The following is an 11,966-nucleotide window of genomic DNA, read 5'->3' on the forward strand; positions in this document are numbered from 1 at the left end:
AGAAGACAAATGTTCTCTAATTGACGAAAGGTGAGCTTGAGTAATATCCGGCTCACCCTTCGTGGGAGGAGAACAAAATGGCTATCTGGCAATGGGCTTTGCTGGCGCTCGCCTTGCTTTGGGGCTTTCAGTCTCTGGGCGTTTGGTTTCAGATGCGCCACTATTCCGATGTGATGAAAGGTATCACCTCGAAATATTCTGATGGCTTTGTCGGCGCGGGCCATGTGCGAGGCCGCTTCGGCAGAGGCGTCATTGTGTTGCTCGTCGTAGATCGCAATTTGGTGGTGCGCCGCTTCCTGCAAATGAGCGGTCGGACGGTTTTTGCAAAATTCAGCCGCCGCGAAGGCTTCGAGGGAATGCGCCTCAGCGAATTGCAGAACAATCCCACGATCGTAGAAGGCACGCCTGAAGTGGTGGCTGCTGCCACGCAGGCGATCGAACAGATCGGCCGCATAAGAGATCAGTCCGATGGGCTCGAACTCGAAGGTCTGAAGGCAGTGGGAGCATAGGAGTTGCTTGCCTGAAACAAGCAATCGAGGAGGAGCAATGTCGATAGTGACGATGTTGGCACAACATGCCGACGTAACAATGCAATCTATACATATGGCTGGCAGCATGATTTCCGATGCGGCCCTGCATGGCAAGCATGCGGCAGAGCACGCGGGAAATGATCTTCTGCAGCTTGCACAAGCAACAACTACCGCGCCTGCCGATGCCGGCAGCAGCGGAATTACCGTTGATCAGTTCAAGGAGCGCCTTCAGAACGTCCAGCAGGAAGAACAGCTTGGCTGGCTTGCCTCGATCGGCAAGCACTTCATTGGCGTTTTCCAGAAGGGCGGCGAAGTTTTTGCAGGGTTTGTGACGGGCATTATCCCGACACTCGTCGTGCTGATGACTGCGTTCTATGCCGTAACCGAATTGGTCGGCGAAAAGCGCGTCCATGGCCTCGCACGCAGCGCCGGACGCATCGCGCTCACCCGTTATACGGTTCTGCCGGTTCTTGCGGTCTTCTTCCTGACCAACCCGATGGCTTATACATTTGGTTCGTTCCTCGACGAGAAATACAAGCCCGCTTTCTATGACGCGGCTGTTTCCTATGTCCATCCGCCGCTGGGTCTCTTCCCGCATATCAATCCGGGCGAATATTTCGTCTGGGGCGGCGTGCTCGTTGCACTTCTCGAACTTGAGAAGAAGGGCGCAGTTCCAACGGGTTATCACATCAACGTCGCCATCTGGTACGCCATCGTTGGTCTCGTCGTGATCCTCCTTAAAGGCATGCTCACTGAACGCATCACCGCCATCATGGCGCGGCGTCAGGGCATTGAGCTTTAAGCGGGAATTGGGGAGGACGACATGGTAAAGACCTATAAGGCAGTTAAGATTTCCCGCGGCTCCAACGGCTGGGGCGGCCCGCTTGTTATTCAACCGACTGAGCAGCGCAGCAAAGTTGTATCCGTCACGGGCGGCGGCATTCATCCGCTTGCGCGCCAGATCGCTGAACTCACTGGCGCAGAAGCCGTTGACGGCTTTCGCTCACCACCGATTGAAAGCGAAATGGCAGTCGTGGTTGTCGATTGCGGCGGTACTGCCCGTTGCGGCGTCTATCCGCGCAAGCGCATTCCAACGGTAAACATCACACCAGTTGGGCAGTCCGGGCCACTGGCACAATTCATTACGGAAGACATCTATGTGTCGGGTGTGAAGCCGGAAAACATCGTTCCGGCTGACGGCTCGGCCGCCGCAGCTCCTGCTGCAGCAACCGCAGAAGAAGAAACTCCTGCTCCGGTAGAACTGCCAAGCGAAGGCGGTATTGTCGGATTTATCAGCAGTATCGGCCGTGTCATGGGCCGTGTCGTTGGTATTTTCTTCCAGGCCGGACGTCGCACGATCGATCAGGTCATTCGTAACGTCTTGCCGTTCATGGCATTCGTGACGATGCTGATCGGCCTGATCCTCTATACAGGCATTGGCGATATTCTCGCTCAGCCGCTTGGACCGCTAGCCAATAACATTGTCGGCTTGCTGGTGCTTTCGGCAATTTGCGGCTTGCCGTTCCTGTCGCCGATTCTCGGACCGGGTGCAGTTATCGCGCAGGTCGTCGGCGTGGCAATCATCGGACCGCAGATCGCCAATGGTACAATTGCCCCAGCGATGGCCCTGCCCGCGCTCTTTGCCTACAACACACAGGTCGGTTGCGACTTCGTTCCGGTCGGTCTGGCGCTCGGTGAAGCGAAACCCAAGACAATCGAAATTGGTGTTCCTGCCGTTCTCATCAGCCGTCAGATCATGGGTCCTCTGTCGGTCCTGATCGCCTGGGTAGTCAGCCTCGCAGTGCTTTAAAACTCTCAGCCTGCCGCAGCAAAAGCGGCGGCAGGCAATCTCCCAACCATGTGCAATAACGATGCTCCCCGATCAATTTTCCTGAGCATCGAACGACCATATCAAGAAAGGACCGCCTCTATGTCGATACATCTGAAAACGCGGATTACCGCGATCGGCCCGGAAGTTGCGGATCTCGCCGAAGGCGGCGTTCTCATTCTGTTTGCAGATGGGTCTCCACCCGAACTCGCAGAAGTATCCGTAATGCATGTCGTGGAAGAAGGACCTGAAGCCTCCGCACCTGCCGTCGGAGCCCGCATCACCATCGGTTCACTCAACGCAGAAATCACTGCTGTCGGCGATAGCGCCTGGCAAAAAGTACGCGAAATCGGTCACGTCGTTATTTCGTTTACGGGCGCACAGTCTACAGACCGCCCGGGCGAAATCTGCGCAACTGAAATAGCCGGTGAAGAGCTTGTTTCTGTCCTGAAAGAAGGTCAGATTATCATTATTGGCGGCTAAAAATCGTCAAATCTGCCGTCAGAATTACGTGTTAAAACAGATGATTGGAACAGTTTCCGGCAAACAAGATGTCGGAATGTTTCAGATGTCGCTTTGAGGCTTACATAAATGGAACGCTCGACCATTGTCCGGGTGCATGAAGGGCTGCATGCACGCCCAGCCACCCGCTTCGTTAAACTGGCCAAAGGTTTTGAAAGCGACATCGAAATCGCCAAGGCCGGAAAAAGCGTAAGTGCCAAAAGCTCCGTCAAACTGATGCTTCTTGGCGTTAAAGAGTTTGACGAAGTCACAGTGCGCGCCGATGGAGCTGATGCCATTGAAGCAATCGAAGCGCTGATCGGATATCTTGAAAACCCACGGGCTGGCCTTGAAGAAAGCAATGTTGAGACACCTTCAATCCCGGCACCAGACACCGAACCCAAAACTGCGCCAGTCGCTCAAGCAGCAACAATCGCGAAGCTACCCGATGGACAAATAAAGGGCGTCAGCGCAAGCGAAGGCATTTCTTTAGGCACGGCATTTCCATTCTTCCCCGAAGAAATCAAGCCGCTCGGTCGGAAGCTTGCAGCTTCTGAAATTGACGCAGAAGTTACCCATTTCAAATCGGCAATCGCTACTGTGCAGCAACGCATGGATGAATCGCTCGCCACCGGAAACCTTGCGGATACGGATCGCGGCATTATTGCTGCATTAAAAGATATTGCGGCTGATGACAGCCTGACAGAAGAAGCTATCTCTCTTATTCGCGGAGGCATGGATGCAATTTCAGCAATGCTGGGAGCAGCATCCACAGTTGCCGGGCAGTTTGCGGCACTTGACGACCCTTATCTCAATGCACGCGCAGACGATGTGCATGCCGTCAGCCGACAAATTTGCCTTGCCCTTCTGGGCAAAGAAGACATCAATCTGGAAGGTTTGCCGACCGGGTCTGTACTTATCGCTGAAGACATCGGCGCCTGGGATTTGGCAAGAGCTCCGCTCAATAAAATCAAAGGCGTCGTCTGCGGACATGGCGGCGCCACATCGCATGTTGCGATCATCGCCCGCACACATGGCATTCCGGCTGTTCTTGGCCTCGGAAGTGCTGTTCAGCAGCTTAAAAACGCTAAAATCGTTGCTGTTGATGGTAGTAGCGGCATCGTCCACTCAGACCCGGATTCGGCCACCTGCAACGAAATCGAAGCACGCATTGCTGCTGCGTTGCAGGAAAAGCAGGCACTTGATGCTTACCGCTCGATAATTCCTCGACGCGCTGACGGAACCATTATCGAAGTTGCGGCCAATATGGGTGCGCTTGAAGAGATTGACGTCGCGCTCGAAGCCGGCGCCATGGGTGTTGGTCTTTTCCGTACTGAGCTTCTCTTCATGAAGCACATTCATCTGCCGTCCGAAGATATGCAGACCGAAACCTATTCAGCACTTCTCAAAGCATTTGCACCACATTCGGTTATTGTCCGAACGCTCGATATCGGTGGCGACAAGCCCATTGCGGGCATCGAGTTTCCCGAGGAAGAAAACCCGTTCCTTGGCTGGCGCGGCATTCGCATGTGTCTGGATCGTTTGGATGTGTTCAAGCCGCAACTGCGCGCCTTGTTGCGCTCAGCTGTCAACGGCAATCTCAAGGTGATGCTGCCGATGGTCTCGGATGTCGAAGAAATTCGCGCAACCAAACGACTGATCGCAGAATGCATCAGCGAACTTAAAAGCGAAGGTAAAGCTTTCGCCGAGTTCGACCTTGGCGTGATGATCGAGACACCGGCGGCGGTTTTTGCAGCCCGCGAACTTGCAAAAGAAGCGGCTTTCTTCTCCATCGGCACCAACGATCTCACGCAATATGTGATGGCCGCAGATCGGCTCAATCCGACTGTTGCAAAGCTCAACGATGTAAGCCATCCGGCTGTAATGGCAGCAATTGAGATGACCGCAAAGGCGGGCACTGAAGCAGGCATCATGGTGGGCATGTGCGGAGAAGCCGCAGGTAAGCCGGAACTTATTGGAGAGTTTCTGCGCATGGGGCTGACGGAACTCAGCATGAGCCCGGCTTCAATTCCGCGTGCAAAAAAGACGATCACGGATATGTTGGGAAACTAGGGCGTCGCCTAATATGCTTTTACATTAAGCCCGGATATTGTAGCGCATCCCGAAAAGTGTAAAGCGGTTTTCGGATAAGATGCGCGTCAAACAAACAGTTAGAGCACCGATCTGATTGAATCAGATCGGTGCTCTAACATCTGGGTTTTTCTTTATGGCAGGTGGGCGATAAAAGTCTGGAACAGATTTTCGAGCTGCGACTGATCCCGATCTTCAGCAGCCTGCATCAGACGCTCATGCCGTGCATCCAAAGCCAGAATGGCACTCTCGAGCGGGTCAACTCCCTCCAGATCGCCAGCTTTGGCTGTCGCCAGTCCGCACGCCAGGCCAACAGCAGCGAAACACATCGTTTCGAATTTACGCAAAGCCTGCGGATCACAATGGCCATCAAGTGAGATAAAACGAACAGGCTTTTCCGCAAGAAGCTCGAGAAACATGGCCGTAATAGCCTTGGCCGTTTCTGCTACTTTTTTGTCGCCCGCTTCTGCGGCAAACACGCTCTTCAAGAGAGCTCCATGTTTGCGCATCACTTTTGCATGCACCGTGACAAACACAGCTTCCTGAATCAGCACATTCTGCAATTGATGGCGGCGGAGCACTTCTTTGGTGAGATAGTACATATCCTTGCGGAACGCGCGCGCACCCTCAGCTCCAGCGCCAAAATAGACCGACAGGCTTCTCACATGCGGCGCACTGTTATGAACATTCGGGTTCGACGAAATCAGCGAAATGGAGATTGTTTCAGCCGTCGTCAGTGCCTTGTCCATCATGCTCGCGGCATGTCCCAGCAGCAGTTCCGGTGACACGATTTCACCCGGACGCGAAGCGGCCTGTTCGCCCTGCAAACTTTCATGACGATTGCGACGAATCATGTATCGAACCTCGCGCAAACGGTCCTTCAGATTGACTGCAATTTCTTCCGAAAGAATGCGTAGCATGTTCATTTTCCTTAACCGAAGCGCCACCGGAACAGCCTGGACAGAGCACATGAATTATTGTTTGCCTTCACGTGGAAAAGCAATAGGTTCGCTTTAAGAGTATCACTTCTATAAAGCAGTATTGCGCCAATAATTTGAGGGATTATTTTGAAAAAAGCTGGCAAGAAGACGCAAAAGAATCCGGAGACAGCTGACCTCATCATTGGATCGGAAGGCGTTGCCGCCGAAAACCGCACGAGCCGGTTGAGAACACGTGCCGCGTGGATGTATTACGTCGAACAAATGACCCAGAATGACATCGCAGAAGCGCTTGGTGTTGGTCGTGTCACAATCGTTCGTCTTCTCGCTGATGCCCGTGCTCGCAATGAAGTAAAAATTACCATCGAAGGCAAGCTGGCAAGTCTGACTGCACTCGAAGTAGAGCTTGAAAAGACCTTTGGTCTGGAACGGGCGATTGTCGCGCCGCTCTCGTCATCCGACATTGACCCCATCCCACCGATTAGTGCTGCCACTGGTGCCTATCTGTCGGAAAAGGTGCAGCACGGCATGACGATTGGCGTCGGCTGGGGGCGGACTCTTTCCAGCACGCTTCAACATATCGGTGCGCGCCCGCTCAATGACTTGAAAGTGATCTCGCTCCTCGGCGGCATCGTGCAGCCACGTCGTTCAAATCCGCCGGAATTTGCGTGGCAGTTTGCACAGATTTTTCAGGGTGAAGGTTATCTGATCCCCGCCCCTGCGTTGGTTGATAGCAAGGAAACGCGGATCGCTCTTATCGAACGTTGTGGATTGAATACCGTACTGGATATGGCCGAAGAACTGGACATGGTTCTGCTCAGCGTCGGTGACATTCAGACGGCCAGCAGCACGTCTTATCGCGTCGGCCTGATTGACGAAGAACAGAAGCTCTCGCTCATCGCGAATGGCGCTGTTGGCGACGTGCTTTTCCACTTCTATGACAAAAACGGCAAGATCGTTGATGATCCCGTGCATGATCGCGTCATGTCGGCCAAAATTGAAAGTCTTCAAAAGACGCCGCAGCGTATTCTCACATCAGGCGGCAAAGAGAAGATTGCCGCCCTGCTTGGCGCAATCGAGCTCCTGAAACCCACCGTTCTCATCACCGATGAAGAAAGTGCGGCACAGATGCTGAAAGACAAGGCTTAATAAGGCTAAAAACAAAAAGCACATCGTCGCAAAACGATGTGCTTTTTAAATTTGTTTTAGGCTGGTGTTAATTGGCAGCGGCGGCGCATTCTTTGAGAATTTGCAACACCGCTGCCCGCTCTTCAATTTGTGGCATATGTCCACAACCTGCGAAAATGTGGACGCCAACCTTCCCCGGCAAACCATGGGCTTGAGCGACGGGAATTACCCGATCTTCGGCACCGAAGATGAGCCGCACCGGCATTGCAAGCGAGGCAAAGCTTGAACGAACCTCGAAGGTTTGCGTGCCGTCTGCAAAGAACCGGGCACCTATCGCTTCCTGCGTATCGCGCAGTTCTGCATCAGCGGCTTGTGCAACTGTTGCATTGATGAACGGCTTCGTCAGATGGCTCTCATCGGCAACGAGCAGCTTCAACCAGGGAACGATGCTGGCTTCACTTTTCGCGCCGACAAGACCCTTTATGAAGGCGCCATTGACCGGCGGTCCCAAGCCCCCCGAAGAAATTAGCAACAGGGAACGCACATCGACGACGCCACGCGCAGCGGTGACTGTGGCGACAGCTCCACCAAGCGAGTGACCGACCAACAGGCACGACGCCACACCGAAAGCAGAGAGCGTCGCTTCAACGGCAGCGGCAATGTCATCAATGCTCTCAGGAACGACACGTGGTGAATTGCCGTGTCCCGGAAGATCAAGTGCCAGTATCGGGTGGCCAAGCGATGCCCCGGCAAACAAGCCACGCCATGAGTTGAGGTCCGCAGCAAAGCCGTGGATCAGAACAATCGGCAACCGATCCGCCTCGCCCTCACGCAACCAGACTGCATTAAGCTGTCCCGCAGAGGACGGTTCAGCATTTTTAATCGCGGGCGATTTGGCCGGCACCTCAGGCTTTAGAATGCCGATATCGCCTTCAACATCCTTTTTCTGCACGCGGCCCTTCGGACCTGAGCCCTGAATGCTGGCCAGATCAATACCTGCCTCACGCGCAAGCCGACGTGCAAGCGGTGTTGCCCGCACATCATCTGCTGAACCATTTTTATCGTCCTGGGAGGATTTTGGTTCAACCGGTTTTGGTGCTACCGTCTCAATGATAGTTTCGACGGGCGCAGCAGCAATTGGCTCTTCAACGACGGGCGGTGACTTGGCATTACGCTCTTCACCTTCGTCGTAAATCCAGGCGACTGTCTGACCAACCGGGACAACGGCGCCTTCTGCGGCACTGATATCCGCAATGATGCCTGATGCCGGAGCGTCGACTTCCATCGCCGCCTTGTCAGTCTCAATTTCAAAGAGAAGCTGGCCCTTCGTGACGGTATCGCCATCCTTGGCATACCAGCGCGAAATCTGCCCCGTCTCCATATCCATATCGACCTTGGGGAGAATGACTTCCACAGCCATAGTCAGCGCACTCCTTTAGCCAGATCACGGGCGCTTTTCAGGATATCAGGCACCTGTGGAACAGTCGCGCGTTCAAGATCAGGATTGTAAGGAATTGGAGTTTCTGCCCCGCCAAGACGCACGATTGGCGCATCAAGATAGTCAAAGGCATCACTTTCCGCGACGATTGCAGAGATTTCAGCGCCGATGCCAAGGGTCTTGACCGCTTCATAAACGCAGAGGAGCTTGGACGTCTTCTTGACGCTTTTAATGATGGTTTCGCGATCAATCGGGCGCACTGTGCGCAGATCGATCACTTCAACATCAATGCCTTCCTTGGCAAGTTCAGCGGCCGCATCAAGCGCCTTGTGCACCATGATCGCTGTTGCAACGATTGTGAGATCGCGGCCTTCACGAACCACTTCTGCCTCGCCGATTGGCACAGTGTAGAAGCCTTCAGGAACCGGACCTTTAGTTTTATAGAGAAGCTTGTGCTCGAAAATCATAACTGGATCGGGATCTTCAACGGCTGCAAGCAACATGCCCTTGGCATCATAAGGCGTCGAAGGCTGCAAAACCTTGAGACCCGGAACATGACCAAGCCAAGCCTCTAAGCTCTGGCTGTGCTGCGCCGCAGCACCTGTTCCCGAGCCAGCCGGGAAGCGCATGACCAGCGGCACAGAAACCGCACCGCCAAGCATGTAGCGGATTTTTGCCGCCTGATTGACGATCTGCTCCATAGCAAGTGCTGCAAAGTCGGAGAACTGGAATTCAAAAATCGGACGCATACCGGTCAGAGCTGCACCGACCGCAACACCTGCACCACCCAGTTCTGAAATGGGCGTATCCATAACCCGGTCTTCGCCAAAGCGATGCACCAGATCACCTGTCACCTGAAATGCGCCGCCATAGACGCCAATATCTTCACCCATCAGGAACACGCGGTCGTCGCGTTCCATGGCAATTGCCATTGCTTCCTGAATGGCTTGCGAATAGCTCAACTCACGGATTGTCGTGTCCATGTTCAAATATCGTCCGTGTAAACGTCGCGGGTAAGGTTGGTCAGATCAGGCGCCGGGCTGTTCTTGGCGAATTCAATCGCGTCCGCGATTTCCTTTTCCACCTCAGCGCGGATTGCCTCGATCTCGGCGTCGTTGATGAAGCCATAAGCTTTCAAATCGGCCTCAAAATGCGCGATGGGATCGCGATCATTCTGCCAATGCTCTATTTCTTCCTTGGTGCGATAGCGGTTGCGATCGCTCTTGGAATGACCACGAATGCGGTATGTTTTGTTTTCAATGAGTGTAGGCCCATCGCCGCGCCGTGCGCGTTCGGTGGCTTCATTCACGGCCTCTGCCACTTCCGACAGATTGTTGCCGTCTACGATCACGCCCGGCATGTTATAGGCCGAGGCGCGGTCAGCAACATTGGCAACTGCCGTAGAGCGCTTGGTCGAGGTGGACATGCCGTAGCCGTTATTTTCACAGATGAAAACGACCGGCAGCTTCCAAACCGAGGCCATGTTGAGTGCTTCATGAAAGGCGCCTTCATTGTTCGCGCCATCGCCAAAGAACGACACGACAACCTTACCGTTTTTCTGCTTCTTTGCGGAAAGAGCCGCACCGACCGCGATCGGAATGCCGCCGCCGACAATACCGTTCGCACCGAGATTTCCCTTGGAAACATCGGCAATGTGCATCGAACCGCCACGGCCTTTGCAATAGCCGGTTTCCTTGCCGAAAAACTCCGCAAACATACGCTTCACGTCCGCACCCTTGGCGATGCAGTGACCATGACCACGATGGGTCGAGGTGATCATATCATCGTCATTAAGAGGCAGGCACGATCCCATCGCGCTTGCTTCCTGCCCGATGGAAAGATGCATTGTTCCGTGAATGAGACCACGCGTGTAGCTTTCTTCCGCGCCTTCTTCAAAGCGGCGGATAAGGTACATTTTATGCAGTGCTTCTTTCAGCTGTTCCGGCGAATAAGTGCGGAAAGCATAAGGCAAGTTGTGACGGTCGCCCGTATCCTGCGGTTCGACTTTTTTGGCTTGAACCATGATGTTTTGTCCTCACGCTCCGTAAACGAGCTTGTCCTGACGTGCGCGCAGCTCGGCAATCTTGGAGCCGGGAGCTACAGCCGCGTTGTCGTAAGTGATGAGTTCGCCTTTTTTGATCGGCTTGGTCACGCTGCCACCCTGCAACAACCCGCATGGGATCGCATGCGCGCTACGCGCCTCGCCCGAAGTCATGATCCACGCGCGATAGCAGTATTCGCCGATGGCATCGAGCTTTTCGCCCGGCTGCATGTCCTTCTTTGCAACCGCAGCCACTTCCGCGACGGGCTTTGAAAGCGGAACCATGTCCGGCTTGCCATAGAGCACAACGCGGGCGCAGGTGAGCGGCACTTCAAGGGAAGTCAGGTGATAAGGGCGGTGGAACGTAAAATATGGACCCTTGCCCATTTTCAGATCTTCCATGCGCTCCGAAATACGCGGATGAGACATGTCGGCCACGACAAACACGCCCGGAGCAACACCCTTGCCGATGGAATAATCAACCACACCGACCTTCGACAGCACGCCGCCATCCTTCTCAGGGATCAGGGTTTTGTTGAGCTGGTCGAGCGTTGCAGCTGGACCGTGCATACCGGCTTTATCGGGGACAAGACCTGTGGCGTTGGCAATAGCAGCCATTTCGACCATGGTTTTTGAACCATCAACAAATTCCACCAGCATACGCACGTTCATATTACGGCGCGTGGCTTCTTCCATATATTGGTCAGGAACCGCGTCGATATTGAGTGGATTGTTCTTGCCCTTGCCCGCAGCCACAATCGGGTGGCCCATCGCGGTCACAAACTCGATCAGCTCCATGCAGGATGACGGCTCATCGCCTGCGCCCAGTGAATAGGTAACGCCAAGGCGTTCGGCTTCGGCTTTCAGATAAGCACCGATGGTGACGTCCGCTTCAACATTCATCATGACAAGATGCTTGCCATGCTCCATGGCGCGCAGGCCGATTTCAGCCCCCACAGCCGGAACGCCGGTTGCATCGATAACGACATCGATAAGATCGTTTTCGAGGATCAGATTGGCATTGTCGGTTACAGCAACCTTGTGCGCTTCCATAGCAGCAGTCAGGTCGGAAGCAGTCGAAACCTCGCGGCCATGGCCTTCTTCCTGAAAAGCAATATCCACGGCCTTGAGTGCATTGGGAACGCGCAGTTCAGAAATAGCGCCAACCTCGATGCCCGGCATATGCGCAACGCGTGTGACGATGTCAGTGCCCATTTCGCCAGAGCCAATCAGTCCGATGCGAATTGGTCGCCCACTATCCGCCCGCGCCTGCATATCACGCGCCAAACCTGTCAACGCCACGTTGGTTGCCATCGTTTCCTCCTGAACGTCCCTGCAAAACTTTCGCAGTCTCCTCTGATGCACTATCGATTAATGAACATTTGTTTCTAAGTCAATACCAGTGTTCATTTATTGCAACATTCACACCCCTCGAAATGCCATCTTGTTATTCAACTTTAGTTTGCTATAG

Annotated in this window: 11 protein-coding genes; 6 read left to right on the forward strand and 5 right to left on the reverse strand. The window is 54.1% G+C overall.

From position 1 onward, the window contains the following. The first annotated feature begins 77 nt into the window (after positions 1 to 77). The 5 genes from ACSME1_RS18890 (at position 78) to ptsP (ending at position 4,932) form a co-directional block, all read left to right on the forward strand. Positions 78 to 509 carry a transcriptional regulator GutM gene (locus tag ACSME1_RS18890; RefSeq protein WP_024896475.1) on the forward strand — a complete coding sequence of 144 codons (432 nt, stop codon included), beginning with the start codon at positions 78 to 80 and terminating at the stop codon, positions 507 to 509. Positions 510 to 546: 37 nt separating this feature from the next. Next, a complete protein-coding gene (gene srlA, locus ACSME1_RS18895; RefSeq protein ID WP_424577581.1) occupies positions 547 to 1,332 on the forward strand; it encodes a PTS glucitol/sorbitol transporter subunit IIC in 786 nt (261 codons plus the stop codon). A gap of 21 nt (positions 1,333 to 1,353) precedes the next feature. Continuing rightward, a complete protein-coding gene (gene srlE, locus ACSME1_RS18900) occupies positions 1,354 to 2,340 on the forward strand; it encodes a PTS glucitol/sorbitol transporter subunit IIB (RefSeq protein ID WP_105706129.1) in 987 nt (328 codons plus the stop codon). A gap of 120 nt (positions 2,341 to 2,460) precedes the next feature. Continuing rightward, complete coding sequence (locus ACSME1_RS18905; RefSeq protein ID WP_435655203.1) at positions 2,461 to 2,841, forward strand: PTS glucitol/sorbitol transporter subunit IIA; 381 nt, start codon at positions 2,461 to 2,463, stop codon at positions 2,839 to 2,841. A gap of 108 nt (positions 2,842 to 2,949) precedes the next feature. Continuing rightward, complete coding sequence (gene ptsP / locus ACSME1_RS18910) at positions 2,950 to 4,932, forward strand: phosphoenolpyruvate--protein phosphotransferase (RefSeq protein WP_435655204.1); 1,983 nt, start codon at positions 2,950 to 2,952, stop codon at positions 4,930 to 4,932. Between the two features lie 152 nt (positions 4,933 to 5,084). Here ptsP and ACSME1_RS18915 read toward each other — a convergent pair whose 3' ends face one another. Continuing rightward, a complete protein-coding gene (locus tag ACSME1_RS18915; protein WP_435655205.1) occupies positions 5,085 to 5,870 on the reverse strand; it encodes a hypothetical protein in 786 nt (261 codons plus the stop codon). Positions 5,871 to 6,017: 147 nt separating this feature from the next. Between ACSME1_RS18915 and ACSME1_RS18920 the strand changes: the two genes are divergently transcribed. Then, complete coding sequence (locus ACSME1_RS18920; RefSeq protein WP_024896481.1) at positions 6,018 to 7,037, forward strand: sugar-binding transcriptional regulator; 1,020 nt, start codon at positions 6,018 to 6,020, stop codon at positions 7,035 to 7,037. A 67-nt stretch (positions 7,038 to 7,104) separates the two neighbouring features. On the opposite strand, the gene ACSME1_RS18925 is transcribed toward ACSME1_RS18920, so the two are convergent. Genes ACSME1_RS18925 through ACSME1_RS18940 form a run of 4 tightly spaced genes read right to left on the reverse strand, consistent with a single transcriptional unit; the run spans position 7,105 to position 11,809 of the window. Further along, positions 7,105 to 8,436 carry an acetoin dehydrogenase dihydrolipoyllysine-residue acetyltransferase subunit gene (locus tag ACSME1_RS18925; RefSeq protein WP_435655206.1) on the reverse strand — a complete coding sequence of 444 codons (1,332 nt, stop codon included), beginning with the start codon at positions 8,434 to 8,436 and terminating at the stop codon, positions 7,105 to 7,107. Between the two features lie 2 nt (positions 8,437 to 8,438). Further along, positions 8,439 to 9,437, reverse strand: a complete 999-nt coding sequence (locus tag ACSME1_RS18930) for an alpha-ketoacid dehydrogenase subunit beta (protein WP_435655207.1) — start codon at positions 9,435 to 9,437, stop codon at positions 8,439 to 8,441. Between the two features lie 2 nt (positions 9,438 to 9,439). Continuing rightward, positions 9,440 to 10,477 carry a thiamine pyrophosphate-dependent dehydrogenase E1 component subunit alpha gene (locus ACSME1_RS18935; protein ID WP_435655208.1) on the reverse strand — a complete coding sequence of 346 codons (1,038 nt, stop codon included), beginning with the start codon at positions 10,475 to 10,477 and terminating at the stop codon, positions 9,440 to 9,442. A 12-nt stretch (positions 10,478 to 10,489) separates the two neighbouring features. Further along, positions 10,490 to 11,809 carry an NAD(P)H-dependent oxidoreductase gene (locus ACSME1_RS18940; protein ID WP_024896485.1) on the reverse strand — a complete coding sequence of 440 codons (1,320 nt, stop codon included), beginning with the start codon at positions 11,807 to 11,809 and terminating at the stop codon, positions 10,490 to 10,492. Between the last annotated feature and the right edge of the window lie 157 nt (positions 11,810 to 11,966).

Source organism: Brucella pituitosa (assembly GCF_965577835.1).
Classification (GTDB): domain Bacteria; phylum Pseudomonadota; class Alphaproteobacteria; order Rhizobiales; family Rhizobiaceae; genus Brucella; species Brucella pituitosa.